General features: G+C 71.2%; 26 protein-coding genes. 9 read left to right on the forward strand and 17 right to left on the reverse strand.

Going from position 1 to position 26,656, the window contains the following annotated elements:
• Positions 1-41 precede the first annotated feature (41 nt).
• From OG746_RS23300 to OG746_RS23320, 5 genes are read right to left on the reverse strand one after another with little or no spacing between them, the layout of a single operon-like run.
• Complete coding sequence (locus OG746_RS23300; protein ID WP_266717510.1) at positions 42-686, reverse strand: ABC transporter permease; 645 nt, start codon at positions 684-686, stop codon at positions 42-44.
• Positions 686-1,420 carry an ABC transporter permease gene (locus OG746_RS23305; protein WP_266717512.1) on the reverse strand — a complete coding sequence of 245 codons (735 nt, stop codon included), beginning with the start codon at positions 1,418-1,420 and terminating at the stop codon, positions 686-688. Before OG746_RS23305 ends, OG746_RS23300 begins: the two co-directional genes overlap by 1 nt.
• Entirely contained in the window at positions 1,417-2,382 is a 966-nt protein-coding gene (locus tag OG746_RS23310) for an ABC transporter ATP-binding protein (RefSeq protein ID WP_266717514.1), read from the reverse strand. Before OG746_RS23310 ends, OG746_RS23305 begins: the two co-directional genes overlap by 4 nt.
• A 23-nt stretch (positions 2,383-2,405) precedes the next feature.
• Positions 2,406-3,302, reverse strand: a complete 897-nt coding sequence (locus OG746_RS23315; protein WP_266717516.1) for an ABC transporter substrate-binding protein — start codon at positions 3,300-3,302, stop codon at positions 2,406-2,408.
• 2 nt (positions 3,303-3,304) lie between these two features.
• Positions 3,305-5,320 (reverse strand): CocE/NonD family hydrolase, encoded by a 2,016-nt coding sequence (locus tag OG746_RS23320; protein WP_266717518.1) that lies wholly within the window; start codon positions 5,318-5,320, stop codon positions 3,305-3,307.
• Positions 5,321-5,448: 128 nt separating this feature from the next.
• Here OG746_RS23320 and OG746_RS23325 point away from each other — a divergent pair, with 128 nt between their 5' ends.
• Entirely contained in the window at positions 5,449-6,243 is a 795-nt protein-coding gene (locus OG746_RS23325) for an N-formylglutamate amidohydrolase (protein ID WP_266717520.1), read from the forward strand.
• An 18-nt stretch (positions 6,244-6,261) separates the two neighbouring features.
• Here OG746_RS23325 and OG746_RS23330 read toward each other — a convergent pair whose 3' ends face one another.
• From OG746_RS23330 to OG746_RS23355, 6 genes are read right to left on the reverse strand one after another with little or no spacing between them, the layout of a single operon-like run.
• Entirely contained in the window at positions 6,262-7,638 is a 1,377-nt protein-coding gene (locus OG746_RS23330; RefSeq protein WP_266717522.1) for an FAD-binding oxidoreductase, read from the reverse strand.
• Positions 7,639-7,656: 18 nt separating this feature from the next.
• Positions 7,657-8,754 carry an LLM class flavin-dependent oxidoreductase gene (locus OG746_RS23335; RefSeq protein ID WP_266717524.1) on the reverse strand — a complete coding sequence of 366 codons (1,098 nt, stop codon included), beginning with the start codon at positions 8,752-8,754 and terminating at the stop codon, positions 7,657-7,659.
• Between the two features lie 40 nt (positions 8,755-8,794).
• Positions 8,795-9,766 (reverse strand): ABC transporter substrate-binding protein, encoded by a 972-nt coding sequence (locus tag OG746_RS23340; protein ID WP_266717526.1) that lies wholly within the window; start codon positions 9,764-9,766, stop codon positions 8,795-8,797.
• A complete protein-coding gene (locus OG746_RS23345; protein WP_524540476.1) occupies positions 9,763-10,551 on the reverse strand; it encodes an ABC transporter ATP-binding protein in 789 nt (262 codons plus the stop codon). The genes OG746_RS23340 and OG746_RS23345 overlap by 4 nt, the downstream gene beginning before the upstream one ends.
• Before the next feature lie 5 nt (positions 10,552-10,556).
• Positions 10,557-11,432: an ABC transporter permease gene (locus OG746_RS23350; protein WP_266717530.1), complete on the reverse strand. Its 876-nt coding sequence runs from the start codon at positions 11,430-11,432 to the stop codon at positions 10,557-10,559.
• Entirely contained in the window at positions 11,429-12,352 is a 924-nt protein-coding gene (locus tag OG746_RS23355) for a sulfurtransferase (protein ID WP_266717531.1), read from the reverse strand. Before OG746_RS23355 ends, OG746_RS23350 begins: the two co-directional genes overlap by 4 nt.
• A gap of 469 nt (positions 12,353-12,821) precedes the next feature.
• On the opposite strand from OG746_RS23355, the gene OG746_RS23360 reads away from it, so the two are divergent.
• The gene (locus OG746_RS23360) at positions 12,822-13,670 is read left to right on the forward strand and encodes a LysR family transcriptional regulator (RefSeq protein ID WP_266717532.1); all 849 of its coding nucleotides are present in this window, start codon (positions 12,822-12,824) and stop codon (positions 13,668-13,670) included.
• A gap of 25 nt (positions 13,671-13,695) precedes the next feature.
• Here OG746_RS23360 and OG746_RS23365 read toward each other — a convergent pair whose 3' ends face one another.
• From OG746_RS23365 to OG746_RS23375, 3 genes are all read right to left on the reverse strand, one after another.
• Positions 13,696-14,865 (reverse strand): alpha-hydroxy-acid oxidizing protein, encoded by a 1,170-nt coding sequence (locus OG746_RS23365; protein WP_266717533.1) that lies wholly within the window; start codon positions 14,863-14,865, stop codon positions 13,696-13,698.
• 73 nt (positions 14,866-14,938) lie between these two features.
• Positions 14,939-15,823, reverse strand: coding sequence for an alpha/beta hydrolase (locus tag OG746_RS23370; protein WP_266717535.1), 885 nt, complete (start codon positions 15,821-15,823; stop codon positions 14,939-14,941).
• On the reverse strand, positions 15,808-16,365 hold the full coding sequence (locus tag OG746_RS23375) for a quercetin 2,3-dioxygenase (protein WP_266717537.1): 558 nt from the start codon (positions 16,363-16,365) through the stop codon (positions 15,808-15,810). Before OG746_RS23375 ends, OG746_RS23370 begins: the two co-directional genes overlap by 16 nt.
• Before the next feature lie 191 nt (positions 16,366-16,556).
• On the opposite strand from OG746_RS23375, the gene OG746_RS23380 reads away from it, so the two are divergent.
• Entirely contained in the window at positions 16,557-17,030 is a 474-nt protein-coding gene (locus tag OG746_RS23380; RefSeq protein ID WP_266717538.1) for a MarR family winged helix-turn-helix transcriptional regulator, read from the forward strand.
• On the opposite strand, the gene OG746_RS23385 is transcribed toward OG746_RS23380, so the two are convergent.
• Positions 17,008-18,291 (reverse strand): phytase, encoded by a 1,284-nt coding sequence (locus OG746_RS23385; RefSeq protein ID WP_266717539.1) that lies wholly within the window; start codon positions 18,289-18,291, stop codon positions 17,008-17,010. The genes OG746_RS23380 and OG746_RS23385 overlap by 23 nt on opposite strands.
• Before the next feature lie 251 nt (positions 18,292-18,542).
• Here OG746_RS23385 and OG746_RS23390 point away from each other — a divergent pair, with 251 nt between their 5' ends.
• The 6 genes from OG746_RS23390 to OG746_RS23415 all read left to right on the forward strand — a co-directional run bounded on the left by OG746_RS23390 (position 18,543) and on the right by OG746_RS23415 (position 24,214).
• Positions 18,543-19,196, forward strand: coding sequence for a GntR family transcriptional regulator (locus OG746_RS23390; protein ID WP_266717541.1), 654 nt, complete (start codon positions 18,543-18,545; stop codon positions 19,194-19,196).
• Positions 19,197-19,244: 48 nt separating this feature from the next.
• A complete protein-coding gene (locus tag OG746_RS23395) occupies positions 19,245-19,997 on the forward strand; it encodes a PIG-L deacetylase family protein (RefSeq protein ID WP_266717543.1) in 753 nt (250 codons plus the stop codon).
• Positions 19,997-20,692 (forward strand): 4-carboxy-4-hydroxy-2-oxoadipate aldolase/oxaloacetate decarboxylase, encoded by a 696-nt coding sequence (locus OG746_RS23400; RefSeq protein WP_266717545.1) that lies wholly within the window; start codon positions 19,997-19,999, stop codon positions 20,690-20,692. The genes OG746_RS23395 and OG746_RS23400 overlap by 1 nt, the downstream gene beginning before the upstream one ends.
• A complete protein-coding gene (locus OG746_RS23405) occupies positions 20,689-21,828 on the forward strand; it encodes a 4-oxalomesaconate tautomerase (protein WP_266717546.1) in 1,140 nt (379 codons plus the stop codon). The genes OG746_RS23400 and OG746_RS23405 overlap by 4 nt, the downstream gene beginning before the upstream one ends.
• Positions 21,825-22,778 carry a catechol 2,3-dioxygenase gene (locus tag OG746_RS23410; protein WP_266717547.1) on the forward strand — a complete coding sequence of 318 codons (954 nt, stop codon included), beginning with the start codon at positions 21,825-21,827 and terminating at the stop codon, positions 22,776-22,778. The genes OG746_RS23405 and OG746_RS23410 overlap by 4 nt, the downstream gene beginning before the upstream one ends.
• Before the next feature lie 74 nt (positions 22,779-22,852).
• On the forward strand, positions 22,853-24,214 hold the full coding sequence (locus tag OG746_RS23415; protein WP_266717549.1) for an MFS transporter: 1,362 nt from the start codon (positions 22,853-22,855) through the stop codon (positions 24,212-24,214).
• 70 nt (positions 24,215-24,284) lie between these two features.
• Here the strand turns inward: OG746_RS23415 and OG746_RS23420 are convergent, their stop codons facing one another.
• Positions 24,285-25,856, reverse strand: coding sequence for a subtype B tannase (locus OG746_RS23420; RefSeq protein ID WP_266717551.1), 1,572 nt, complete (start codon positions 25,854-25,856; stop codon positions 24,285-24,287).
• Between the two features lie 182 nt (positions 25,857-26,038).
• Positions 26,039-26,647 carry a TetR/AcrR family transcriptional regulator gene (locus OG746_RS23425; RefSeq protein ID WP_266717553.1) on the reverse strand — a complete coding sequence of 203 codons (609 nt, stop codon included), beginning with the start codon at positions 26,645-26,647 and terminating at the stop codon, positions 26,039-26,041.
• Between the last annotated feature and the right edge of the window lie 9 nt (positions 26,648-26,656).

Consider the following 26,656-nt stretch of genomic DNA (forward strand, 5'->3'; position numbering starts at 1 on the left):
TCCCGGACGCCCGTCTCAGACGGGCGTCCCAGACGGTCGTTCTAGACGCGCGTCCCACGCGGCGCGAGCCGGTTGCCGACGGCCCCGAACAGGCCGTCGGCAACCAGCGCCAGGACCGCCACCCACAGCGCCGCCGCGATCACGCCCGACAGGCCGTACGACACCTGGTTGAGGATGATGTCGCCGAGCCCGCCGCCGCCCGCGACGGCCGCCAGGGTCGCGCTGGAGATGACGTACACGACGGCGATCCGGATGCCGGTGAACAACACCGGGAGGGCGAGGGGCAGTTCGACGCGCCACAGGATCTGCCACTGCGTCAGACCCATGCCGCGCGCGGCCCGCACCAGGTCCGCGTCGACCTGCTCCACACCCAGGTACGCGTGCGTGAGCACCGGCGGGATCGCCATGATGACCAGCGCCGTCATGACGTTCACGAAGCCGATGCCGAGCAGGCCCAGGAAGATCGCGATGAGGGCCAGGGACGGCAGTGCCCGGCCGATGTTGGAGATGCTGACCGTCAGGAACGAGCCCTTGCCGCGGTGCCCGAGCCACACACCGAGCGGCACCGCGATCACCAGGGCCACGGCGACTCCGGCCGCGGAGAGCAGCAGATGGTCGACGGTCCGGCTGAGCAGCAGGCCGAAGTGGTCGGCCATGAACGAGAAACTCGAGAGGAAGGTGTGCATCAGACGGTCCTCCGCGTCCTGGCCCACGGCGTGAGCACCCGGCCGAGCAGCACGAGCAGTCCGTCGGCGGCGAGCGCGAGCGCCACGGCGAGCAGACCGGCCCCGATGAACTGCGTGTTGAACGGCGACTGGAGGCCCTGGATGATCGGCGAACCGAGCCCCTGGTCGATGATGAACGCGGCGATCTCGACCACGCTGATCGTGGTCACGGTCGCCACCCGAAGCCCGCTGATCACGGCGGGCAGCGCGAGCGGCAGCTCGATGCGCCACAGGATCTCGCGCCGGGTCAGGCCCATGCCGACCCCCGCACGGCGTACGTCCTCCGGTACTTCGCCGAGGCCGGTGACCGTCGACTTGAACAGCACCATCAGCGTGTACGCGACCAGGGCGATCTCGGCGGTGAGCACGGACAGGCCAGACACCGGGACGAGCAGCGTGAACAGCGCCATCGGCGGGATCGTGTAGAGGAACGACGTCAGCCCGCCCAGCGGCCTGACCAGCCACTTCCGGAAGTGGGCGAGGAGAGCCAGCGGGAACGCGATCAGGAAGCCGATCCCGACCGCGATCATCGTGAGGCGCACGTGTTGGACCAGAGCCGGGCCGAACACGCTGGAGAAGTTCGCGGTGAACCAGTCGACGCAGAACACGCCGTTGTCGCGCACACACGAACTGACCGTGCCGAAGTCGGGGATGACGGGGTCGGTTCCCGCCGCCAGGGACAGCAACCCGCTCACGCCGCCTCCCGTATGAGCTCGACGGTGACGGAGCCCACCGGCTTTCCGGCCTCGTCCGTGACGGACAGCCGCTCGGCGCCGCCGGCCATCAGCACCGACAGGGCGGTGCGCAGTGTGTCGCTCGTGCGCAGCACGTCGTCGGAACCGGCCTCGTCCGCCGGCTCCAGCTTCAGGTCGCCGAGCGTCCGCAGGGTCAGTGCCTTCAGTCCACGGTCCGTGCCGACGAAGCGGGCCACGTAGTCGTCGGCGGGCTCGCGCAGGATCCGCTCCGGGGTGTCGTACTGGAGCAGCTTGCCGCCCTTGGCGAGGATCGCGATGCGGTCGCCCATGCGGACGGCCTCGTCGATGTCGTGGCTGACGAACAGCGTCGTCTTCTGCACCTGTTCCTGGAGGCGCAGGAACTCGTCCTGCACGTGCTCGCGCGTCACCGGGTCGAGCGCGCCGAACGGCTCGTCCATCAGCATGATGGGCGGGTCTGCCGCCAACGCCCGTGCGATGCCGACGCGTTGGCGCTGGCCGCCGGAGAGCTGCGAGGGGTAGCGGTGGGCGTACTCCTTGTGCGGGAGGCCGACCAGTTCGAGCAGCTCGCGCGAGCGCTCCGCGATCCTCGGCTTCTTCCAGCCGAGCACCTGCGGCACCGTCGCGACGTTCTCCTCGATCGTCAAGTGCGGGAAGAGTCCGGCCTGTTGGATGACGTAGCCGATGCCGCGCCGCAGTTCGATGACGTCCTGCTCGCGGATGCTGCTGCCGCCGATCCGGATGTCCCCGCTCGTCAGCTCGGTGAGCCGGTTGACGAGGGTGAGCGCGGTCGTCTTGCCGCACCCGGAGGCGCCGAGCAGGACACAGATCTCGCCCGCCGGGACGGTCAGGGACAGCGCGTCGACCGCGGGGTCGTCGGTGCCGTCATACGTCTTGGTGGCCGAGTCGAAAACTATGTCGTCGGCGGCGCCAGCGGTCTGCATCGTGGAATGCTCCTCGGTCACGGTCATATCAGCTTGTTCGCTCTCAGGAACCGGTCGGCGACCTTCGCCGGGCTCAGCCGCATCATCGCGGCGGCCTCGTTCAGGGCCTGCATCGCTTCCTCCGTGAGCAACTCGTCGACGGCGTTCAGCGGTTCGGTGAGCCGCTTGCCGTACTTCTCGACGAGGGACGTGCGTACGACGGGGGAGACGTTCTGGAACCCGAAGATGGCCTGGTCGTCGTCGAGGATGGTGAAGTCGTAGCGGCGCAGCTGTGGGTCGGTGGTGAACACGTCGGCCGCGGCCACGTCCCCGTTCTTCAGCGCCGGGTACTGCAGGCCGATGTTGAGCGGCCGCACCTTCATGTCGTGCAGCCCGTACGCCTTGACGACGGCGTCGAAGCCGAGCGGTCCCGTGATGTTGTCGGGGTACTCGGCGTACGAGATCTTCCCGAGGCGCTCGAGGTCGCCGACGGTCTTCAGCTTGTGCTTGCGCGCGTCGGCGGTGCGCACGGCGACGGCGTTGCGGTTCTGGAAGGGCGTCGGCGGCAGCAGCGAGATCCCGCGCCCCGCCTCGAACTTCTTCGCCGCCTCGTATGTGTCGCGCGCCGTCGTCGGCATGTGCTTCGGCATCGCGAACGTCTGCAGGATGACGCCCGTGTACTCGGGGTACAGGTCGATCTGCCCGTTGCGCAGCGCGCGGTCGATGAGGTCGGCGCTGCCCACGTTGGACTTGAGGACGACGTCGAAGCCGCGCTTGCGCAGGATCTGGGCGTACAGCTCGCCCATCACCCACGACTCGGTGAACTGCTTGGAGCCGACCGTGATCACGGGGCCCGTGCCGGCGGCCGACCCGGTGGCCGTGGCCACTCCGGCGGCCGCGACGACACCGAGCGAGCCGGTCAGGAACGTGCGTCTGCGCATGTTCAGACTCCCTGCCGGGGAATCACTGCGTCCGTGGTGCGGTCGAAGACGCGGGTGTCCCCTTCGTAGGCGGTGAGGGTGTTGACGACGGTGAACGCGGAGGCGTCGGCGGTCATCCGGCTGTGCGTGACGACCTTCCAGTGCCAGTCGCCGCGCCCGCCCTCCTCGGTGCGCTCGCACTCCACGACGGCGGAGGACGGGTCGCCCTCGGTGAGCGAGAAGCGATCGACGGCGTCGCCGCGCTTCCACAGGCCGTCGGTGAGGTCCTTGAACTGCCCGTCACGAATGACGAGTTCGACGACCGTGCGGCCGGTGACCGGGTCGTGCTCGATCCGCCGCGAGGCGCCCTCACCGGACGTGGACAGCTCGACCGGCAGGTCCGGCTGCGGCTCCCCGTAGGGGCGAAGCTCGTCGTCCGCGTCCGTCGGCGGCCGGACCGGCAGGTGGAGCGCGGTGGCGGGGGAGGGGTGCAGGGTGACCGTGACCGGCTCGGGGGACGGCCAGGCCAGCGGCCAGTACGAGGACGAGACCGCGACCCGGATGCGGTGGCCGGGCGCGAAGGCGTGCGCGGTCGCCACCAGCGGCACGCTCACGTCGTAGGCCTGCCCGGGCTCCAGCGGCAGCGTCTCCTCGTGGCCCTCGCGGTGCGTGAGGTTGAGCAGGCCGCGCGTGACGAGCCGCGAACTGCCGTCCGGAGCCACGTCGTTGAGCCGCACCGCGAGCTGCGCGGCGGGCCGGTCGGCGCTCACCCGCAGTGTCACGGACGGTGCGCCGAGGATCTCCGCGCGCTCGTCGAGCGGCGCGGTGGTGAAGCAGTGCGCGAGCCCGTCGTCGCCGCCCTGCGGGCCGAACTGCCCGGCCGCGTCACCGAATTGGAGCCAGCTGCCGCCCGCAGTGCCGAGTACGCGCGTGCTGTCGAGGTGTGCGTCCCTGAAGCGCAGCGGGTCGTGCTCGACCGCCTCGCCCGCCGACTCGCCGGCCAGCGCGAACTCCTGCCGCTCGATGCGCTCCGACGGCCACTGCTGCTCGGCCACCCACCGGCCTGGCCGCTGCTCGCGGTCGCCGCCGGGCGCCGCCCACTCGGGCAGCCATGCGCGCAGCGCCGGATCCTCCAGGGCCCCGGTGTCCTTGCCGCGCAGGAACTGGTCGAACCAGCGCACCACTTCACCGTGGAAGTCGATCGCGGGCCCGGGCGCCGCCTGGTGCGGATACGTGTGCGCCCACGGCCCGACGAGCGCCCGCACCGGAGCGTTGTTCACGCCTTCGAGGAGGCGCAGTACGGCGCCGCAGTACGGGTCGTACCAGCCGCCCACCGCGAGCACCGGCGCCTCGATCGCCCCGAAGTCCTCGCACACCGAGCCGTGCTTCCAGAAGGCGTCGCGGGTCTGGTGCCGCAGCCACTCCTCGACGTACACCGGGGTGTCCGCCATCCGCTCCAGCCACCGCTCGCGCCAGTCGTCGCCGACCACGGCGGGGTCGGCGGGCCGCGCGTTGTAGGCGAGCATCGTCGACGCCCACGGCAGCATCTCGGAGGCGATCAGCGAACCGCCCGTGTAGTGCACGTCGTCGGCGTACCGGTCGTCCGTCGAGCAGACCGTCACGATCGCCTTGAGCGCGGGCGGGCGCAGGGCCGCGATCTGGAGGCCGTTGAAGCCGCCCCACGACTTGCCGATCATGCCGACCGTGCCGTCGCACCACTCCTGCTCGGCGAGCCACGCGATGACCTCGACGCCGTCGTCCAGCTCCTGCTGCGCGTACTCGTCGAGCATCAGCCCGTCGGAGTCGCCGCTGCCGCGCAGGTCGACGCGGACGGCGGCGTAGCCGGACGAGGCGAAGCGGGCGTGCAGGCTGTTGTCGCGGTCGGCCGTCCCGTCGTTCTTGCGGTACGGGATGTATTCGAGGATCGCGGGTGCCGGGCGTGCGGGGCCCTCCGGGAGCCAGACACGGGCGGCGAGCCGCGTGCCGTCGGCGAGCGGGATCCACAGGTGGCGCACGAGTTCTGCAGGTGCTTCGGGCAAGGTGAGGTACTCCTGTCGCGCTTCAGCTACTCACTGTCCATTCAGTAGTAGCGGCTGGGCTCCCTACCCCTCGCCCACACCTCGAAACCACCTGTCCCAGGAAATGGACGGATGGGAGAGTGGGACACATGGACACACCGCCCCACCGGCTGCACCCCGGCGATCCGGACTCCCCGGTGCTCCTGCACGTACCGCATGCCTCCCGTGAGATCCCGGAGCGGGTGCGTTCACGACTCCTGCTGGACGACGCCGCCCTCGAACACGAGCTGGACCTCATCACCGACGCCCACACCGAGGCCGTCGCGGAACGCGCCGCGAGGGCCGCGTCCGTCACACCCTGGTGCTTCGTCAACGAGCGCTCGCGCCTGGTCGTCGACCCGGAGCGGTTCCCCGACGAACGCGAGGAGATGCGGTCGGTCGGCATGGGCGCGGTCTACACACGCACCACACACCGCGAGCCACTGCGCCCCGAACCCCCGGCGGACGAGCAGGCCTTGCTCGACACGTACTTCCACCCCTATGCCCAGTCCATGACGCAAGCAGTGGCGGACCGCCTGGCCGCGACCGGCCGGGCGGTCGTCATCGACGTCCACTCCTACCCGAGCCGGGCCCTGCCCTACGAACTGCACGGCAGCGACCCGCGCCCACCGGTCTGCCTGGGCACCGACCCGTTCCACACCCCGGACACCCTCCTCGCCCGGGCCCGCGAGGCCTTCGCCCCGTACGGCGACACGGCCGTGAACACACCCTTCGCGGGCGCGTACGTCCCCCTGACGTACTACGGCACGGAGCCCCGCGTCACCGCCCTCATGCTGGAACTGCGCCGCGACCGCTACCTCGACGAGCCGGTCACCCCGAACGACGGACTGGCGAAGGCCGCCGACGCGCTCACGCGCCTGATCGACGCGGTGTCCGCCGGCTGAGCCCGCCCGCCCCCGGTGTCACAGGGCCTTTCCGGGGTTGAGGATGCCCCGCGGGTCGAACACCTCCTTGAGGCCGCGCTGCAACGCGTGGGACGCGGGGCCGAGTTCCTCGGCGACCCACTGCCGCTTCAGCAGGCCCACCCCGTGCTCTCCGGTGAGTGTCCCGCCGAGCCGCAGCGCCAGCGCGAAGATCTCGCCGGCCGCCTCCCACGCGGCGTCCGGCAGTCGGTCCAGGGCCCGGTCCACGACGACGATCGGGTGCAGATTGCCGTCGGCCGCGTGCGCGATGGTGAACACGGGCACGTCATGGCGCGCGGAGATCGCCCGGATCTCCCGCACCGCCTCCGCGAGCCGGGAGCGCGGCACGGCGATGTCCTCGATGAGTGGGCGGCCCAGCCTCTCGAGCGCGGGCAGCGCCAGGCGGCGGGCGGCCAGCAGTGCTTCCGACTCGGCCGGGTCCTCGGTGGTCTCCACGGAGGTGGCCGACGGAGCGATCAGCCGGGCGATCGCCGCGGCCTCCACCGCCGCGCCCGCCCCGTCGCACTGCACGAGCAGCAGCGCGGCGCCCCGCTCCCGCAGCGCCGGGTCGATGGCCTGGAGTACAGGGCCGTCGACCAGTTCGGCCAGCGCGGGCTCGACGCCGGCCCGCGCGATCGCGTACGAGGCCTCGGCGGCCGCCTCGAAGGTGGGGAAGTACGCGGCCAGCGTGGCCACCGTCACCGGGACGGGCCGCAGGCGCAGGGTCGCCCCGGTGATCACCGCGAGGGTGCCCTCCGAGCCGGTGAGCAGCGCGGTCAGGTCGTACCCGGTGACGCCCTTCACGGTACGGCGCCCGGTGGTGACCACCGTTCCGTCGGCGAGCACCGCCTCCAGGCCGAGGACGCTGTCACGGGTGACCCCGTACTTGGCGCAGCGCAGACCGCCCGCGTTGGTGGCGATGTTCCCGCCGATGGTGGACAGGGCCGCGCTCGCCGGGTCGGGCGCGTACCGCAGCCGGTGCGCACCGGCCGCGCGGTCCAGCTCCGCGGTGATGACGCCGGGTTCCACGACGGCCACCTGGTCGAAGGCGTCGAGTTCGAGGATCCGGTTCATCCGGGAGAGGTCGAGGACCAGGGAGCCCTCATCGGCCGTGGCTCCGCCCGACAGGCCGGTACCGGCCCCGCGCGGCACCACCGGCACGCGCAGTGCCTGGGCGTGCCGCAGGGCGAGTGCCACGTCCTGCGTGTGCCGGGCGTGCACCACGGCCAGGGGTTCCCCGTCCGGGCGGGTGCCGGAGCGGTCGGTGGTGTGTGCGGCGAGGGCCGCCGGGTCGGTGCTCAGCCGGTCGGGAGGCAGGTCGCGGGCGAGCAGCCCGAGGAGGGTGGCGGAGGCGGTTCGTTGGGGTGCGGTGGTCATCTCGGTGTCCTGGTTCGGTCAGGCGGCGCGGGTCGTGGCCCGATGGGCGAGCTCCTGGCGTACCAGTGGCACCACGTGACGGGCGTAGTCGATGGCGTCGTTGAGCGGGTCGTAGCCGCGGATCGACAGCAGGTCGCAGCCGATGTCGACGTAGTCGAGCAGCGCCTTCGCGACCGTCTCGGGCGAGCCGACAAGGGCGGTCGAGGCGCCCGCGGCGTTGGTGGCGACGGCGGGGGCGGTCCACAGGCAGCGGTCGTGGACCTCGCCGCGCCCGGCGACGTCCAGGAGCCGCTGGGAGCCGACATTGGCCGGGCGGCCCGTGGTGCGGTAGTGCCGGAGCAACTCGGTGTTGCGTGCCTGGTCCTGGAGCGCCCCCAGCGTGCGGTGCGCCTTCTCCCAGGCCAGCTCGTCGGTGGGCGCGACGATGGGGCGGAACGACACCCAGATGCGTGGATGCGGGCGCCCGGCCGCGTCCGCGACCGCGTTCACGGCGGCGATCTGCTCGGCCGTCTCCTTCAGCGGCTCGCCCCACAGGCCGAAGATGTCGCCCTGCTGTCCGCCGACCCGGTAGGCGTCCTGGGACGAGCCGCCGACGGAGATCGGCACGAGCCCGTTCACGGGCTTCACGTCCGAGTGGTAGCCCTCGAACCGGAAGTACTTGCCCTCGTGCGAGACCGGTCCTTCGGACTGCCACACCTTGCGCAGGATCCGGATGTACTCGTCCGAACGCTCGTACCGCTCCGTCTTGTTGAGGTAGTCACCCTCGCGGTGCTGCTCCTCGTCACTGCCGCCGGAGATGATGTGCAGCGACAGTCGCCCGTCGCTGATCCGGTCGAGGGTGGCCAGGGCGCGGGCCGCGTGGGTGGGGAAGACGACGCCCGGCCGATGGGCCAGGATCGGCCGGATGCGCTCGGTGTGGGTGGCGACGAACTGGGCGACCTGGAGGGCGTCCGGAGAGGCCGAGTGGTAGGCGACCAGGGTGTGGTCGAAACCCCCGTCGTCCAGGGCGCGGGCGTACCTGCGCAGGTAGGCGGGGTCGAAGCCGGTGCGGCTCGCGGCGGCGGGACCGGAGGCGCCGGAATCGGTGTGGACGGCGCTGATGAACTCGACAGGCATGGACAACTCCTGGGCTCGAAAGGTCAGTTGTGGGGGTGGGTCACTTGAGCAGCGAGGTGTCCGCCGACTTCGCCACGTCGACGTTCGGGTTCAGGACTCCGATCCCGTTCATGAGGTCGGCGACGCCCTGGACGGTCTTGTTCACGTCGGCGGAGACCGGCAGGACCTTGCCGTACGCCGCCGATGCCAGGGTCTTCGCCACGGAGGGGTCGGCGCCGTTGTGCTCGACGATGGCCTTGGCGTAGGCGTCCTTGTGCGTGCTGGTCCACTTGAGGGCCGTGCCGAGACGCTTCACGAAGTCGGTGAGCGCGGCCTTCTTCGAGGAGTCGGCCAGAGCGTCATCGGAGGCGTTGACGAAGCCGATCCCGCTGACCCGGCCGTCCTGTCCGTCGACGAGGAGCTTGCCGCCCTGCTGGAGGCCCACGGTCTGGTAGACGCCGAAGGTGGCCCAGATCTTGACCTTCCCGGACGCGAACGCGGCCTGCGCGTCGGTCGGCAGCAGATACTGCACCTTGACGTCCCGGTAACTGAGCCCGTGCTGCTTCAGCACATTGGCCAGCAGATACTCCGAGATGCTGCCCTTCGCCGAGGACACTACGACCTTCTGGCCCTTGAGACCCTTGACGCTGTCGATGCCGGAACCCTTGCGGACGACGATGCCCACGTGCGAGCCGTCGTTCTTCAGGGCGGCGATGTTCTTGATCTTCAGCCCGCCGCTGAGCGCCTGAAGCGCCGGCAGGTCGGCGGAGTACCCGGTGTCCGCAGCGCCCGCCTGCACCGCCTGGTACAGCGGCGCCGCGCCCTCGAACTCGGCCCACTTCACCTTGTACTTCGCCCCCTTGAGGGCGCCCGACGCGGCGAACATGGTCTGCAGGGTCTTCGCCTGGTCGCCGATGGTGAGGGTGGCCCGGCCGTCCTCGGCGGCGGCGTCCGCGGAGGAGTCCGCGCCACAAGCGGTGAGCGAGACAAGGGCGGTGAGGCTCAGGGCGGCGGCTGCGATTCTGCGGATCACGACGGGGTTCCTTCCAGGGTGCCGGTCACGCCGAGCCAGTTGAGGAGGCGGGCGCGCAGGGTGACGAACTCGGGGGCGGTCAGATCGCGGGGGCGGGGCAGGTCGACGGTGAGCTCGTGGGCGATGCGTCCCTCGTCCATCACCAGGACCCGGTCGGCGAGCAGCAGAGCCTCCTCCACGTCGTGCGTGACCAGGAGGATCGCGCAGCCGTGCCGCTCCCACAGCTCGGCCACCAACTGCTGGACCCGACCCCGGGTGAGCGCGTCCAGGGCGCCGAACGGCTCGTCCAGGAGCAGCAGTTCGGGCTCGCGGACCAGGGCGCGGGCCAGGGAGACACGCTGGGCCTGACCGCCGGAGAGCGTCTTGGGCCAGACGGTGGCGCGCTCCGCGATGCCCACCTCGGCGAGCGCCTTGTCGGCGAGAGCCCGGTCGGGCCGGCCCGGCAGCCCGAGCACGACATTGCGCCACGTCTTCAGCCAGGGCAGCAGCCGCGGCGACTGGAAGGCGGCACTGCGCCGCGCGGGCACGGTCACCTCGCCGCCGATCTCCTCGTCCAGGCCGGCGAGAATCCTCAGCAGCGTCGACTTGCCGCAGCCGCTGTGCCCGAGCAGCGCCACGAACTCGCCCTCGCGCAGGTCGAGATCCAGGTCGTGCAGGACGGTGTGACCGTCGAAGGCCCGCGAAAGGCCGCGTATCTCAACGCTGTTGACCGTGGTGTGCGTGCCGGTGCCGGTGCCGGTTTCGGTTTCGGTTTCGGTTTCGGTTTTGGTGACGGTGTCGGCCATGGGGGTCATGCCTCGCCCTCGAAGTTGGCGCGCCAGGCGAGCAGCCGGCGCGAAAGGATCCGTACGGCGAAGTCGCAGACGAGGCCGAGCAGCGCGTACACGACGAGGCAGAGCACGATGACGTCCGTACGGAAGTACTGCTGGGCGTTGCTCATCAGATAGCCGAGACCGGCGTCCGCGTTGATCTGCTCGGCGAAGACGAGGGCGAGCCAGGCGGTCGACAGCGCGTACCGCAGTCCGACGAGCGCGCCGGGCAGTGCGCTCGGCAGGATCACGTATTTGATCAGGCCGAGCTTGCCGAGCCCCATCATCCGGGCGGCCTCGACGAGTTGGGCGTCCGTGGAGCGGATGCCGCCGTAGATGTTGAAGTACAGGGGGTACGTCACGCCGAGCGCGACCAGCGCGATCTTCGGCGTCTCCTCGATGCCGAACCACACGATGAACAGCGGGATGAGACCCACCCAGGGGATGGCCCGGAACATGCCCATCGAGGAGTCGACCACGTCCTCGCCGAGCCGGAAGAGCCCCGCCAGCAGCGACAGCGCCAGCGCCACCGATCCGCCGATCAGGAATCCGGTGGCGGCCCTGCGGCCGGACGCGGCGACGGCGTCGGGCAGTTCGCCGCTGCGGGTGAGTTCGACGGCCTGCCGGACGACGTCCACGGGCGAGGCGAGCACCGACTCCGGGAGCACACCGGTGGCCGATGTCAGGAACCAGAGGAGGACGAGTCCGACGGGTCCTGCGGCCCGGCGCACGGAACGTGGCACGGCGAGGCGGCGGCCGGTCTTCGCGGTGCCACGGATGGTGACACGGGCGGACGGCGCGGGCGGATGGTCCGCGGGTGGTGACAGGACCGCGGTGTCCAGGTGGTCCGTCGTCATGGCCGCTCTCCCTTCGTGGCAGGGCGGTCGGGGTCGGTGGACCAGGCGGACCAGGAGCCGGGGAAGAGGACGGCACGGAACCCGGCGATCTCCAGGGCGGCGATCTCGTGGGCCGCGGTGACACCGGAGCCGCAGTAGACACCGATGCGGGGTGCGGAATTCGCACCCGGCGTGGCCGTGTAGGAACCTGGCCCGGCCGTGTCGGCGCCCGGCCCCGTCGCGTAGGGACCTCGCCCGGCCGCGTCGGCCCCCAGCTCCGCGAAGCGCTTGCGCAGCTCGTCGGCGGGCAGGAACGTGCCGTCCGCCGCCAGGTTCTCGCCGGTCGGCGCGGACACCGCGCCCGGAATGTGTCCGGCGCGCGGGTCGACGGGCTCCACCTCGCCGCGGTACCGCTCACCGGCCCGGGCGTCCAACAGCAGCCCGGATGCCGCGAGTTCGGCCGCCCCGTCGGCGTCGGTGAGCGGCAGCGCGCCCTCGCGCAGGACGACATCGCCCCGCGGCGGGGCGGCGGGTTGGCCCGATTCCAACAGCAGACCGGCGGAGCGCCAGGCGCCGAGCGCGCCGTCCAGCAGCGTCACCCGGTCCAGGCCCGCGTACCGCAGCAGCCACCAGGCCCGCGCCGCGGCGGTGTTGCCCAGGTCGTCGTAGACGACGACGGGCCGGTCCCGCCGCAGGCCCCAGCGGCGCGCGGCGTCCTGGAGTCGGTCGATCGGTGGCAGCGGATGGCGGCCGCCCCACGCCGTCGGAGCGGACGCCAGCTCCGTCTCCAGGTCGACGTACACGGCGCCCGGGATGTGCCCCTCGGCGTAGTGCTCGCGGCCGTGCGGGTCGCCCAGCGCCCAGCGGACGTCGAGCAGAGCAGGTGGAGCGTCGGAGGCGAGCTGCTCGCGCAACTCGGCGACGGTCGTGGTCACGGTCATGCCAGGGCCTCCACGATCAAGGGCAGTTCGGCATGGGGTGAGGGCATGAGGAGGGGACTCCCGGTTCGGGGCAGGCGGACATCGGGCGAGGGGGAGGGCGAGGGCGATCGGCGGTGTCAGGGGTGCCGAGGGGATCAGGGGTGCCGAGGGGAAGGGAAGGCGCAGCGGGCCGGGCCCTTCGGGCGCCGCGAGGTCACGCGTCGGTGCAGGCGTGAGCCGGGCGACGCGTGACGCGGTGAAGAGGCGCGACGCGGTGAAGGGGAGGAGTGCGGCAGGAGGTCAGCGACAGCGCGCGCTGCACGTGACGCCGAAGTCGATGACTCGGCGCCGCGTCAGAAAGGCAGCGGAAGACGGCGCGTGCAACATGTGCCCATCATGACCGGCCGTGGTCGACAGCGTCCAACGACGAATTCGGATCGAAACCGATCAGGGATCGCGATCGATCGCCGATGACGACTACTGTCACGGCATGCCCCGACCCCTCCTGGACCTCGTCGCCCTGCGCAGCCTGACGGCCATAGCCGACTGCGGCGGCTTCCACCGCGCCGGTGAGGCCCTGTCCCTGAGCCAGTCCGCGGTGAGCCAGCACGTCCGGAAGCTGGAGAAGACCCTGGGGCGGCCCGTCGTCGAACGCGAGGGCAGAGGCACCCGGTTTACCCCCGACGGGCGGCTGCTGCTCGAACAGGCGCGGAAGATACTCGCCGTCCACGACGAGGCCGTACGCACGCTGCTCGACGCCGACGGCGACACCGTGACCATCGGTTCCACCGAGCACGCCGCGGACCAGTTCCTGCCCCGGCTCACCGCGGCCGTCCAGGAGGTGCGCCCCGGCTGCCGGGTCCGCTTCCGCATCGACCGCTCCGCCCGCCTGGTGGAGGCCGTGGAACGGGGCGGGGTCGACGTCGCGGTGTACGTCACCGAGGCCGCGGCCACCGAGGGCACACCCGTCGGCGGACTCCCACTCACCTGGTACGCCGTCCCCGGCTGGCAGCCGCCGACCGCCCCGGAGCCCGTGCCTCTCGTGGCGATCGAGGACCCCTGCGCCATTCGCCGCAGGGCCATCGGGACCCTGGCCGCGCGCGGGGTGCCGGCCTCGGTCGTCGGCGACGCCGGCTATCTCGCGGGGGCCCTGGACCTCGCCCGCACGGGCCAGGGCGTGGCGCTGCTCGCGGCGGTCGGCCAGGAACCCGAAGGCCTGACCCCTTGCGCCGGGCTGCCCGACGCCGCCCCCATCCCGATGAGCGCGCTCGCCCGTCCGGGCGTGGACCCGGCGACGGCCGAGGCGGCGCTCGCGGCGGTACGGGACCTGTTGCGATAGCCCCCACGCCACGGGGCTCCGCTGCTCAATCGCCGTAGGGACCCGACTTCACCAACGCCTCCGGTGTCAGGTCCGCCAGGGTCGGATAGCCGTCCACCGCCATGATCAGGTCGGCCTCGGCGAGCAGGGAGCGCAGGACGTGCACGAGGCCGTCGTCGCCGCCGACCGCGAGCCCGTACGCGTACGGGCGCCCGACGCCCACCGCCGTGGCACCCAGCGCGAGCGCCTTGATGACATCGGCGCCCGAGCGGATTCCGGAGTCGAAGAGCACTGGCATGCCCTCCGCCGCCTCGACGACTCCCGGCAGCGCGGCGAGCGCGGGAAGGCCGCCGTTGGCCTGGCGGCCACCGTGGTTGGAGCAGTAGATGCCGTCCACGCCGCCATCCTTGGCGCGGCGCACGTCCTCGGGGTGGCAGATGCCCTTGAGGATCAGCGGCAGATCGGTGAGCGAGCGCAGCCACGGCAGGTCGTCCCAGGTGAGCGGGTTGCCGAAGAGGCCGACCCAGGACCGTACGAGGTCCGTGGGGTCGGTGCTCGCGGCGATCTCCTGGAAGCGCGGGTCCGACATGTAGTTGGCGAGGCAATGGCCTCGCAGCTGCGGGAAGTTGGAGGTCGACAGGTCGCGCGGGCGCCAGCCGGTGACCCAGGTGTCGAGCGTGACCACGATGCCCTTGTAGCCCGCCGCCTCCGCCCGCTTGACGAGGCTCTCGGCGAGCGCCCGGTCGGTGGGTGTGTACAGCTGGAAGAAGCCAGGTGTGTCACCGAACTCGGCGGCCACGTCCTCCATCGGGTCGACCGTCAGCGTCGACGCCACCATGGGTACGCCGGTGCGCGCCGCGGCCCGCGCCGTCGCCAGGTCCCCGTGTCCGTCCTGCGCGCACAGCCCGATCACGCCGACCGGCGCCATGAACAGCGGTGAGGCGAGGCGCATCCCGAACAGGTCCACGGACATGTCGCGCTGCGTGGCACCCACCATCATCCGGGGCACGAGTCCGTACCGCTCGAAGGCCCGCACATTGGCGCGCTGCGTGTGCTCGTTGCCCGCGCCCCCGGCGACGTAGGACCAGACGGAGGGGGAGAGGGCCGCCTGCGCCCGCTGTTCGAGGGTGGCGAAGTCCATCGGCTGCGAGGGCGTGACGCCCCGCAGTCCGTCGAGGTAGATCTCGAATTGGTAGTCGCCGAACTGCGGGCTCATCGCGCACCTCTTCACCAGGCGGGGGCAGGGACACACCAATCTGCCAGGTCAACCGTGCGGCGCAAAGGGGTGGTCAGGTGTGCTGCCGTACGAAGTCCAGGGAAGCGGTGAAGATCCGCCGGACCTCGGCGTCGTCCGCGCCGTGCCAGCCGTGGTCGGCCCCCGGCACCGTCCGTAGCTCGACCGGCGCCCCGGCCGCCCGCAGCGCGTCCGACAGGTCACGGCCGTGGGAGCACGACACCATCGAGTCGGCCTCGCCGTGCACGACGAGGAAGGGCGGTGCGTCCGCGTGCACCCGTCTCAACGGGCTTGCTGCGTCCGCCAGTTCGGGCACCGAAGATGGGGCGTCACCCAGGAGCAGCGCCTCGGGCGTGGCCGGGTTGGCCGGATCGAACGGGGGCCGCGCCGTCGTCAGGTCCGCAGGGCCGTACCAGATGACCGCCCCCGCGAGCCGCGGCTCGTCGTGTGTGAGCGCGAGCAGCGAGGCCAGATGGCCGCCCGCCGACTCGCCCCAGACGACGGTGCGTTCGGCGTCGATGCCCAACTCGTCCGCGCGCAGGCCGAGCCAGCGCAGCGCCGACCGCAGGTCCTCCAGCGGCGCGGGGAACGTCGCCTCGCCGCTGAGCCGGTAGTCCACGCAGGCGACCGCGAGGCCCGCCGCCGCGAGCTGCTCGAACGGGCCGGGGGCCCACCCCCGCGTACGCACACCCATGTCGTCACGCCGGCCGCGCCGCCACGCCCCGCCGTGCACGAACAGCACCAGCGGCGCCGGGCCCGCCGACGCGGGCAGCCACAGGTCGAGTTCCAGCGGGCGGGCACCATCCACGTCCGCGTACGGGACGCCGCGCAACGCCCGGACGCCACCCGCGTACTCGGTCGACCGGGGCAGCGGCGTGACGTCCGGGGGCGGCGCGGCGATCAACTGCCGCAGTTCGCCCGGCGTCACGAGGTCCGCCACTGGTGGTCGGGCAGGAAGCGGACGTCGTACTCCTGCGGCACCGTGCCGAACTTGTGCGGCTCGGGGACGAACGGCCGGGCCGGCAGGCCCATTTCCTCCGCCGGTGTGCCCAGCGTCTCGAAGAACCGCTCGAAGGTTCCGCCGGGGCCCGCGGCGACGCCGACGACCTGGGAGTGGTGGCGCTCCATGCGGTAGGCGTGCGCGCAGTTCTTCGGCACGAAACCGAAGTCGCCGGGCGTGAGCAGACGCTCCAGCTGCTCGCCCTCGGGGTCCTCGGCGAAGAGCCGGACCGCGCCCTGCGTCACGTAGAACACCTCGTGGGTGTCCGCGTGCACATGCGCCGGGATGATGTCGCCCTTCGGGCCCTCGACGGTGAAGAAGTTGAAGGTGTTGTCGGTCTGCTCGCCGCCCGCGTAGACGGTGACGAGATCGCCGAAGAGGTGGGCCCGGTCGCCCTCGCCCTTCTCGATCACGTACGGCTTCGACGGGTCGGCCGGTATGCGGGAGGCGCTGCGGTAGCGCGTCGCGAACTCCATGGTCATGCGGATCATCCTTGCCTGTGTCAGGGTGCCTGACGTTCTGTGTCAGGTAGCCTGACATGTGAAGCGGTCGACAGGCAAGAGGTCGACAGGCAAGAGGTCGACAGGCAAGAGGTCGACAAGCAAGAGGTCGACGGGCAAGAGCAAGGACAGTGCCTGTGTCGAGGTATCCGGGAGTCCGGGAGGACGAAGAAGTGACTAGCCAGCCCCGACGTGATCTGCCGCAGCTCCTCGGTGACGCCCGGCGCTGGTTCGAGGACGGGCTGCTCGCGGCTCTGGAGGCGCAAGGTGTGGCGCCGATAACGCCCACCCAGGTGCAGCTCTTCGCGATGCTCGACGCGGACGGCACCACCGTCTCCGAGCTGGCCCGCCGCATGGGCGTGACCCGGCAGACCGTCCATCAGGCCGTCCGCGCCCTGATCGACGACGGCCTCCTGGAGCAGGTGCCGGACCCCGCGTCGGCCCGGCAGCGCCTGGTCCGCCGTACCGCGGAGGGGCGGCGCGCCCATGAGCGGGCGCGGCGGGCCCTGGACGGTCTCGAGGCCCGGCTGGCGGAGCGCATCGGGGAGGAGGTGCTCGGCGGGCTGCGTGCGGCGCTGGAGGCTCCGTGGGGCGGGCCGTTCGACGAGCGGCCCGCCGAGGCCGTCAGTCGTCGACCGCGTCCGTGACCGCGCCCAGGTCCACGAACTTGAAGTTGGTGGAGGGGCGGTCCGTCTCGCCCGGGGCGTCGTGGCCGTCCTGCACGACCAGCAGACCGTTCGGGTAGCGGCGGCCCAGCGGCTCGTTCAGCGCGGCGGCGCCGTCGCACTCCTCGGAGCCGTCGAGCTCCGCCGAGGCGGGCGTGACGCGGAAGCCGCCCTCGTACTTGTTCGCGTCGGAGACCTCGCGGTCGTACGCGGCGAAGGTGTTGTCGCCCTGGCTGGAGGCGAGGAGCAGGCCGTCGCCGTCCTTCTCGGTGACCAGGGTCAGGCCCTCGACGTCCGCGGTGAGGCGCTTGCCGCCGAAGCCTGGGTCGGCGCCCGCGACACACTCCTCGGTCGCCTCGTCGTACGTGCCCGGAACCCCGTACTCCTTCACCTTGTCGATCAGCTTCGGTGCGCCGGTGAGGTCGGCGCGCAGCCGCCAGATGCCGACGTCCTCCTGGCCGGCGTAGAGCGTGCCGGTCGCCGGGTCCACCACCATGCCCTCGACCTGCGGGAGTTCGCCGGGCTCGCCGCAGGGTGACCAGGTGGCGCCGTTCGGGAGGCCGAAGGTGGACGGCAGGTCGAGGGTGCGGACCTTGGTGTAGCCGACCGTGCCGTCGGCGTTGCCCTTGAGTTCCAGGAGGGCGAGGCGGGTGCGCTCACGCTGACTGACCAGGGCGTACGAGCGGCCGCTCGCCTTGTCCGTCCAGGTGGCCAGGCCGTACGCCGTGCGCTGCTCGTTGATCTCGTCCTGGGAGCCGGAGTAGACCGGGGCCGCCTTCGGGTCGGTGACGTCGGTGAGCGGGCCGCCGGCGCGGTCGCGGTCGATGCGGTAGAAGCGCAGCCGGTCGTTGCCGCGGTCCGAGGTCACCGCCAGGTCGCCGAGGCCGGCGCTGTGGACCAGGTCGACGTTGTTGAACCGGCCGGGCGCGTCGTCGGCGCCGGGTCCCGCGGGGGCCGGCAGCGACTGCACCTCGTGCGCGTCGAGGTCGTAGACGCGCAGGCCGCCCTGCTTGGCCGTGGCGACGACGAGGCTGCGGTCCGGGTCCGCGGGGTTGCGCCAGATCGCCGGGTCGTCGGCGTCCGCGTCACCGCCCGCGGCGTCGTCGTGCAGGGCGGCGGTCTCGGCGCGCGGCGGGACGGCGGGCAGCGCTCGAGAGGCGGCCTGGGCCGGGCCCGTCGCGGTCACGGCGAGCGCGGCGACGGTGGTGGCGAGGACCAGCAGGGACGTCCGTGGAATGGCCACGTGAAAGCTCCTTCATGGCGTGAGCATGGCGGATGCATTCTGTGATCTTGGTGTGAGGGGGAAGGGGGTGGTGTCCGAAGCGGAAGCGTACAAGGGGTGAACTCGCGGTGTGGGGAGGGGAGTTGAGTCGCGCTGCCGTCGCGCGGGGCGCCAGTGGCGGGTCAAAGCGTGCGGACAGGTTGCGAACAAAATCGTTGACAATTCTGTTCGCCTAGATTTAGCGTCGACACGCACTCACTCAGGGAGGGCAGATGCCGGAGGAAGCCCGTCCGGGCTCCGGAGAGCAGGCCAAGCAGTACGCGCTCGATCAGCTGCGGAAGGCGATTCTGCGCGGCGAGATGTCACCGGCCCAGCGGCTGGTGGAGAACGAACTCGCCGAGCAGTACGACGTGACGCGGGCGAGCATCCGTGCCGCGCTGCTCGAGCTGGCCGCGGAAGGCCTGGTCGAGCGGATCCGTAACCGCGGCTCGCGGGTGCGGGTCGTCACGGTCGAGGAGGCCGTGGAGATCACCGAGTGCCGGATGGCACTCGAAGGGCTGTGCGCGGCCAAGGCGGCAGAGGAGGCCACCGACGCGCAGCTCGACGAGCTCACCGGGCTCGGTGACGCCATGTCCAAGGCGGTCGCGGACGGTGACCCGCTCACCTACTCCGACCTCAACCACGAGCTGCACGCCCGCATCCGGGAGATCTCCGGCCAGCACACGGCCGTCGGGCTCCTGGAGCGGCTCAACGCCCAACTGGTGCGTCACCGCTTCCAGTTGGCGCTGCGTCCGGGGCGTTCGCAGCAGTCCCTGAGCGAGCATCTGGCGATGATCGAGGCGATCCGCGCCAGGGACCCGCAGGCGGCCGAGACGGCCGTCCGCGCCCACCTCCGCAGTGTGATCGACGTGTTGAGCGCCGACTGACGTTGCACCGGGGGCGGGCCGCACACCTGTCACCTAGGAGATGCAGCAATGACCAACGGCAACGTGCCCGCCACCCCGCCACGATCGACCCTCGTGGTCACCGCGCACGCCGGGGACTTCGTGTGGCGGGCCGGCGGTGCCATCGCGCTCGCCGCCGCCCGCGGCGAGAAGGTGAGCATCGCGTGCCTGACGTTCGGGGAGCGCGGCGAGTCCGCCAAGGCCTGGCGGGAGGGCAAGAAGCTCGACGAGATCAAGGCGCTGCGCCGCGACGAGGCGGAGCGGGCCGCCGCCGCGCTCGGCGCCGACGTGCACTTCTTTGACGCCGGTGACTACCCCCTCGTCGAGACCGCCGAGCTGACCGACCGGCTCGTCACGGTCTACCGGGACACCCAGCCCGACGTGGTGCTCACGCACCCGGTCGAGGACCCGTACAACGGCGATCACCCGGCCGCCAACCGCATGGCCCTGCAGGCCCGCGTCCTCGCGCAGGCCATCGGCTACCCCGGCGAGGGCGAGATCATCGGCGCCCCGCCCGTCTTCTACTTCGAGCCGCACCAGCCCGAGATGAGCGGCTTCAAGCCCGAGGTCCTCCTCGACATCACCGAGGTCTGGGACATCAAGCGCAAGGCCATGGAGTGCCTGGGCGCCCAGCAGCACCTGTGGGAGTACTACACCGACCTGGCCGTACGCCGAGGTGTGCAGCTCAAGCGCAACGCGGGGCCCAACCTGGGGCTCGCCCACAAGACCATGGCCGAGGCGTACATGCGCCCGTACCCGCAGATCGCGAAGGAGCTCGCCTGATGCCCGGCGTCATCGTCACCAACCCGCCCAAGGCCGAGCCCAAGGACGTCGAGGCGCTCGCCGGGTACGGCGTCGCCACCGTCCACGAGGCGATGGGCCGCACCGGCCTCCTCGGCCACCACCTGCGCCCCAATCAGCAGGACACGCGCATCGCCGGCACCGCGGTGACGGTGCTCTCCTGGCCCGGCGACAACCTCATGATCCACGCGGCCGTGGAGCAGTGCGGCGAGGGCGACATCCTCGTCGTCACCACCACATCTCCGTCCACCGACGGCATGTTCGGCGAGCTGTTCGCCACGGCGCTGCAGAAGCGCGGGGTGCGCGGCATCGTCACCAACGCCGGGATCCGTGACACCGCCGAGCTGCGCGAGATGGGCTTCCACGCCTGGTCCGCCGCCGTGTCCGCGCAGGGCACCGTGAAGGCGACCGGCGGCAGCGTCAACGTCCCGGTCGTCATCGGGGGTGAGACCGTCCGTCCCGGTGATGTCATCGTCGCGGACGACGACGGTGTGGTGGTCGTGCCGCGTGAACGGGCCGCCGAGGCCGCGGAGAAGTCCCAGGCCCGCGAGGAGAAGGAGGCCGCCACCCGCGCCGCCTTCCTGGAGGGCCAACTCGGCCTGGACCGCTACGGGTTGCGCGACACCCTCAAGCGGCTCGGCGTCGAGTACCGCACGTACGAGGAACACACCTCGTGACCGGGGCGGAGGGGGCCGGGTCGGAAGGGGCCCGGTTCGATGAGGTGCGCTGTCTGTTGATGCGCGGCGGCACCTCCAAGGGCGCCTACTTCCTGGCCGAGGACCTGCCCGCCGAACCGGCCGCCCGCGACGAGCTGCTGCTGCGGGTGATGGGCAGCCCCGACCCGCGCCAGATCGACGGCATCGGGGGTGGCCACCCGCTCACCAGCAAGGTCGCGGTGGTGTCACTTTCGGACGACCCGGACGCCGACGTCGACTACCTGTTCCTCCAAGTGAACGTCGACGAACCCGTGGTGTCGGCCCGTCAGAACTGCGGCAACATCCTCGCCGGCATCGGCCCGTTCGCGGTCGAGCGCGGCCTGGTGTCCGCGGGGGAGGAGGAGACCTCGGTCCGTATCCGCATGGTCAACTCCGGTGACCGGGCCACGGCCACGTTCCCCACGCCGGGCGGCCGGGTCGACTACACGGGCAACGCGGAGATCTCCGGTGTACCGGGGACCGCGGCCGCCGTGGTCATCGAATTCCCGCCGGGCGAGGGCGCGTTGCTTCCGACGGGGCACCTCCGCGACACGGTCGCCGGCACCGAGGTGACCTGCGTCGACAACGGCATGCCGACCGTGCTCATACCCGCCGACTCCTTGAAGGTCACCGGCTACGAGGACCCGAAGGAGCTGGAGGCGGACGAGGAGCTGACCCGGCGTCTCCGTGAAATCCGCCTGGAAGCCGGTGAGTTGATGGGCCTCGGTGATGTCTCCGACGCCACCGTCCCCAAGCTGACCCTGCTCGCCCCGCCCCGGCACGGCGGCGCCGTCACCACCCGTACGTTCATCCCCGTGCGCTGCCACACCTCCATCGGCGTGCTCGGCGCGGCGAGCGTGGCGGCAGGGCTGCGGATGGCCGGCAGCGTGGCGGACGGCATCGCCCAACCGCCCACGGGAGCAGACCGGTTGCGCATCGAGCACCCCACCGGCTTCACCGACATCGAAGCCGGCCTCACCACGGGCCCCGACGGACTTCCCGCCCCGCGGCGCACCGCCGTAGTCCGCACGGCCCGAAAACTCTTCGACGGCGCGGTCTTCCCGCGCTCCGTCGACACCGCATCCCTCCCCGCACAGAACTCAGGAGGTCCCCGATGACTCCGCCCCTCGGCGACATCGCGCACATCGGCCACGCCCAGCTGTTCACCCCGGACCTGGACGCCAGCGTCGGCTTCTTCACGGACTTCCTGGGCCTGACCGTCTGCGGCCAGGACGGCGACAGCGTCTACCTGCGCACCTTCGACGACTACGAGCACCACAGCCTCGTCCTCACCGCCCGCGACCAGCCGGGACTCGGCCGGATCGCGCTGCGCACCTCCAGCGAGGAAGCGCTTCAGCGTCGCATCAAGGCGGTCGAGGAGTCCGGCGGCACCGGACACTGGGCGGAGGACGAGCCCGGCATCGGCAAGCTGTTCGTCACCACCGACCCGGACGGCCACGAACTCGCCCTCTACTGGGACAGCGAGCACTACCGGGCCCCCGACGAGCTGAAGCCGGCCCTCAAGAACCAGCCGCAGGCCAAGCCCAACCGCGGCGTCGGCGTCCGCCGCCTCGACCACGTCAACTTCCTCGCCTCGGACGTCGCGCTCAACGCCGACTTCCAGTCGGACGTCCTCGGCGCCCGCCCCACCGAGCAGATCCAGCTCGACACCGGGCGCATCGCGGGCAAGTGGCTGACCTTCACCAACAAGTCGTACGACGTCGTCTACACCGAGGACTGGACCGGCGCCAACGGCCGCCTGCACCACATCGCCTTCGCGACCGACAACCGCGAGGACATCCTGCGCGCCGCCGATCTCGCCATCGACACCGGCGTGTTCATCGAGACCGGCCCGCACAAGCACGCCATCCAGCAGACGTTCTTCCTCTACGTCTACGAGCCCGGCGGCAACCGCATCGAGCTGTGCAACCCGCTCACCCGCCTCGTCCTCGCCCCCGACTGGCCGCTCATCACCTGGACCGAGGAAGAGCGCAAGAAGGGCCAGGCCTGGGGCCTGAAGACCATCGAGTCCTTCCACACCCACGGAACCCCGCCGATCAAGACCTGACCCCGACCGTCCCCGCGCATTCCACTCCACCCTTACCGGGCCGCCACCGGACCGCCCGGACGAGAGGAACAACGATGTCCTCGCGTTACCGCTCCGCCCTGCCCAAAAACGCGGCCTCCGCCGTCGCCGCGGACCCGTCCCGCCGCAGCCGCACCATCGTCATCGCCCTGTGCTGGGCGCTGGTGTTCATCGACGGCATCGACACGTTCATCTACGGTTCCGCGCTGCCGCACATGCTCGGTTCGAAGGCACTCGGCCTGACCGACGCCTCCGCCGGTGACATCGGCAGCTACACCACCTTCGGCATGCTGGTCGGCACGATCCTCTCCGGCACCGTCAGCAACTGGGTGGGCCGCCGCAAGACCGTCTTCACCTCGGTCGTCGTCTTCACCATCGCCACCGTCGGCTGCGGATTCGCCCAGAGCGCCGGGGTCTTCGGCTTCCTCCGCCTGGTGTGCGGCTTCGGTCTCGGCGCGCTGCTGCCGATCGCCATCTCGTACGGGATGGAGTTCACCACCGGCGCCCGCAAGGCGCTCGCGACCGGTGTCATCATGACCGCCCACCAGACCGGCGGCGCGGTCGCACCGCTGCTCGCGCTGTGGCTGATCGACGACTTCGGCTGGCGCTCGGCTTTCCTCGTCGGCGCGATACCCGCGCTGATCTTCCTGCCGCTGGCCCTGAAGCTGCTGCCCGAGTCGCCGACCAACCTGCTCACCCGCGGCCGTACCGGCGACGCGCAGGCCCTCGCGGGCACGTACGGCCTCGAACTGCCCGAGCCCAAGGGGCACGCCGCCGACAAGCTGGAGAGCATCAAGGCCCTGTTCCGTGGCCGCCAGTGGCTGACGACGCTGTGCTTCTGGCTGACGTCGTTCGCCGGCCTGCTGCTCGTCTACGGGGTCGGCCAGTGGCTGCCGAAGATCATGGGCGACCTCGGCTACGACACCGGTGACTCGCTGCTCTTCTCGACGTTCCTCAACGTCGGCGGCATCGTCGGCATGCTGGTCGCGGGCCGCCTCGCCGACCGTGTGGGCCCGCGCCGCATCGTCATCATCTGGTTCGCGCTGACCGCGGTCTTCGTCTACCTGATGGGCGTACACATGTCGGTGGTCGTGCTGTACGGCGTCGTCTTCCTCGCCGGGCTGCTCCTGTTCAGCGGCCAGACGATGGTGTACGCGACGGTCGGCTCGCACCACGTCGAGGAGGACCGGCCCACCGCGCTCAGCTGGGTCTCCGGCATGGGCCGCTTCGGCGCCGTCTTCGGCCCGTGGATGGGCGGCCAGCTGCTCGCGGCCGGCCACGCGGACCTGGGCTTTTCGATGTTCGCCGTGGCGGCCGTGTTCGGCGCGGTGATGATGGCGCTGGCCGCGCTCACCATCAGGGTCCGGGCGAACCGGGGGAGCGGGGGCAGGAAGGGAGCGCCGGCGATGGCCGGTTGATCCGTGCGTACGGCACTGTGGCCCGGCCCCTTCGCGGGGGCCGGGCCACAGTGGCTCGCGTGCGTCGCGCCTACTTCCTCTTGTGGCCCGTCACCTGGGCGATCCACGCGATGAAGTCCGCCGGATCGGTGTTGGCCCCGTGCCCCTGGTCCCAGTAGTAGAGGTGGTCGACCTTGTCACCGAGCCCGGCCGCACTCGCCGCGATATTGGCGGAGACGGTCAGCGACGTGTCGCTGTCCTTGGTGCCGAGCCGGATCCACCAGTGCTTGGAGCGACCGGGGTTGCGGCGTTCCAGGTGGTACATCGGGTTCATCAGGTCGAGCTTCTCGGGGATGTCCGACGCCACGCGCTTGCTGTCCAGACCGGACGTGTCGTGCCGCGCGCCGTACGCGGTGAAGTGCCGCGCCTCGGTGGTGCCCGCGCCGAACTCGTTGTTCTCCGGGGCGGACAGGTCGAACGGGTCGAAGGCGGGCGTGTCCTTCTTGCGCGCGCCCACGTGCGTGAGGAAGTCCTCCCACGTGAACGTGGCCCGCCCGCCGTGCCACGTGATGAAGGTGTTGTCGGCGAGGTACGCGGCGCGGTCGCTGTCCGACAGACCCTTCAAATAGCGGGTGGCCGACGGCTGCAGATAGTGCGTCAGCAGATAGTCGTCGTAGTTCCGGGCGGTCAGCAGCCCGTGCCCGTCGATCCTGCGCAGCCTCAACGAGGCCTGGTACTCGGCGAATTGGGCCCGCAACTGCTTGGACGTCGCCTGGTCGACCTGCTCGCCGTTGCTCTGCTTGTTGGCGCCCCAGTTCCACTCGTACGCGCCGTCGGCGTGTTCCAGGTCGGCGATGGGGCACCAGGCGCCGGTCGCGAAGATCGCGTCGGAGGCGTCGGCCGCGCCCAGGTCGGCCAGGTACTTCGCGTAGATCCTGCTGTCGCCGGAGGCGCCGAGCAGCGAGGACAGCGCGCCGCCCGCACTGGTGCCCGCGGACACGATGCGGTCGGTGTTGCCGGGAATGCGGCCCTTGTTGGCGCGGACGTAGCGCACGGCGGCCTTCAGGTCGACGATCGCGGCGGGCGCGGTGCCGTAGTACGTGCCGTCGTCGTCCTTGAGGGTGCGGCCGCGCGCTCCCGGTTCCACGACGACGTAGCCGGCGGCGAGGGCGAGCAGTTGGTTGGCGTTCATCGCGCCGCCACCGCCCGGCATGCCGCCGCCACCGCCACCGCCACCGCCACCGCCGCCACCGGGCATGCCGCCGCCCCCTACGCCGTCCGCGTCCGCGACGGAGGACGGCATATAGCCGCCGACGGAGTTGGCGAACAGGATGGGCGCGTCGGAGGCGTCGATCGCCTTGCCGTCGATCTCCACCGGCTCACTCACGTTGAGGCTCTGGTACGTCTCGTCGACCGGCTTCGCGACATAGGTGATCGCCTTCCAGAAGCGGTACTTCACCTCCTTGTCGCCGTCGTCGGTGGTGACGGTCGTGGTCAGCTCCTTGTAGGCGTCCGTGTCGAACGTGAGGGCGCCGGAAGGCTCGTCGGGCGCGGTTCCGGTCGACGCCTGCGCGGACAGGGTGAGACCGCCTGCGACCGCGGCGCCCGCGGTCGCCCCGATCCCGATCACGACGTTTCTGCGCTTGATGGCCCTGTGCTTCAACTCGTGGCTCCCGTGTGGCTCTTGGGGCGAGCGAGTCCCGTCCCCGGACCTACGGCATCAACTGTCAACGTAAGTGTCAACAATTTGGGAGACATTCTCAGGAGGTGCTCAGGTAGATGAAGGTGGCGCTCCGGCACGAGTGGGGCGGCGGTCGCAATGCTGTAGCCGGTCGTGCGCTGCGGTCAGCCGCGCACCGCGGCCAGGCACGCGTCGTACAGGTCGATGATGTCGCCCTTGCCGCCGTTGTCGACCCAGGTCATCGATGCGGCATCCAGGCATGCGAATGCCGTCGCGATCACCGCGCGGGCCCTCGGGTCCGTACTGCCGGGAGCGATGCCCATGCGCGCCTCGATGAGCGGCAGTACGGCCTCCTGGAGGCGCATGCGCTTTTCGAGCCAACCGGCGCGCAGCGAGGCGGTGTTGTGCAGGAGGCGGAACCGCTCCAGGGCCTGCTCGCGGCTGTCGTGCAGCGCCAGTACGGCGGCGAGCCCCGCGCGCAGGGTGTCCCAGATGTCGGCCCCGGCGGGCTGCTCGTTGATCGCGTCCGTCAGGACCTGCCCGAACTGCTCCTGGCCTCCGCCGAGGAGGTCCTCCTTGGTGCCGAAGTAGCGGAAGAGGGTGCGCTGGGAGACGCCGGCCTCGCGGGCGATCTGGGCGGTGGTCGTCTCGTCGTAACCCTGCTCGGTGAACAGGTGCAGGGCCGTCTCGAGGATCTCCTTGGAGGCCAGTTGCCGCGTCCGGTCCCACAGTGTGGCCGGTGCGCCTGCCGCCGTCTTGGCTTCCTGCTTCATGCCCTCAGG

Origin of the sequence: Streptomyces sp. NBC_01016 (genome assembly GCF_026341035.1) — a bacterium.
Taxonomy (GTDB): domain Bacteria; phylum Actinomycetota; class Actinomycetes; order Streptomycetales; family Streptomycetaceae; genus Streptomyces.

Coding starts and splice junctions, on each gene's coding strand:
- OG746_RS23300 (WP_266717510.1), bottom strand. CDS start 686: ATGCACACCTTCCTCTCGAGTTTCTCGTTCATGGCCGACCACTTCGGC.
- OG746_RS23310 (WP_266717514.1), bottom strand. CDS start 2,382: ATGCAGACCGCTGGCGCCGCCGACGACATAGTTTTCGACTCGGCCACC.
- OG746_RS23315 (WP_266717516.1), bottom strand. CDS start 3,302: ATGCGCAGACGCACGTTCCTGACCGGCTCGCTCGGTGTCGTCGCGGCC.
- OG746_RS23325 (WP_266717520.1), top strand. CDS start 5,449: ATGGACACACCGCCCCACCGGCTGCACCCCGGCGATCCGGACTCCCCG.
- OG746_RS23330 (WP_266717522.1), bottom strand. CDS start 7,638: ATGACCACCGCACCCCAACGAACCGCCTCCGCCACCCTCCTCGGGCTG.
- OG746_RS23335 (WP_266717524.1), bottom strand. CDS start 8,754: ATGCCTGTCGAGTTCATCAGCGCCGTCCACACCGATTCCGGCGCCTCC.
- OG746_RS23345 (WP_524540476.1), bottom strand. CDS start 10,551: ATGGCCGACACCGTCACCAAAACCGAAACCGAAACCGAAACCGAAACC.
- OG746_RS23350 (WP_266717530.1), bottom strand. CDS start 11,432: ATGACGACGGACCACCTGGACACCGCGGTCCTGTCACCACCCGCGGAC.
- OG746_RS23355 (WP_266717531.1), bottom strand. CDS start 12,352: ATGACCGTGACCACGACCGTCGCCGAGTTGCGCGAGCAGCTCGCCTCC.
- OG746_RS23360 (WP_266717532.1), top strand. CDS start 12,822: ATGCCCCGACCCCTCCTGGACCTCGTCGCCCTGCGCAGCCTGACGGCC.
- OG746_RS23365 (WP_266717533.1), bottom strand. CDS start 14,865: ATGAGCCCGCAGTTCGGCGACTACCAATTCGAGATCTACCTCGACGGA.
- OG746_RS23375 (WP_266717537.1), bottom strand. CDS start 16,365: ATGACCATGGAGTTCGCGACGCGCTACCGCAGCGCCTCCCGCATACCG.
- OG746_RS23390 (WP_266717541.1), top strand. CDS start 18,543: ATGCCGGAGGAAGCCCGTCCGGGCTCCGGAGAGCAGGCCAAGCAGTAC.
- OG746_RS23395 (WP_266717543.1), top strand. CDS start 19,245: ATGACCAACGGCAACGTGCCCGCCACCCCGCCACGATCGACCCTCGTG.
- OG746_RS23400 (WP_266717545.1), top strand. CDS start 19,997: ATGCCCGGCGTCATCGTCACCAACCCGCCCAAGGCCGAGCCCAAGGAC.
- OG746_RS23410 (WP_266717547.1), top strand. CDS start 21,825: ATGACTCCGCCCCTCGGCGACATCGCGCACATCGGCCACGCCCAGCTG.
- OG746_RS23415 (WP_266717549.1), top strand. CDS start 22,853: ATGTCCTCGCGTTACCGCTCCGCCCTGCCCAAAAACGCGGCCTCCGCC.
- OG746_RS23425 (WP_266717553.1), bottom strand. CDS start 26,647: ATGAAGCAGGAAGCCAAGACGGCGGCAGGCGCACCGGCCACACTGTGG.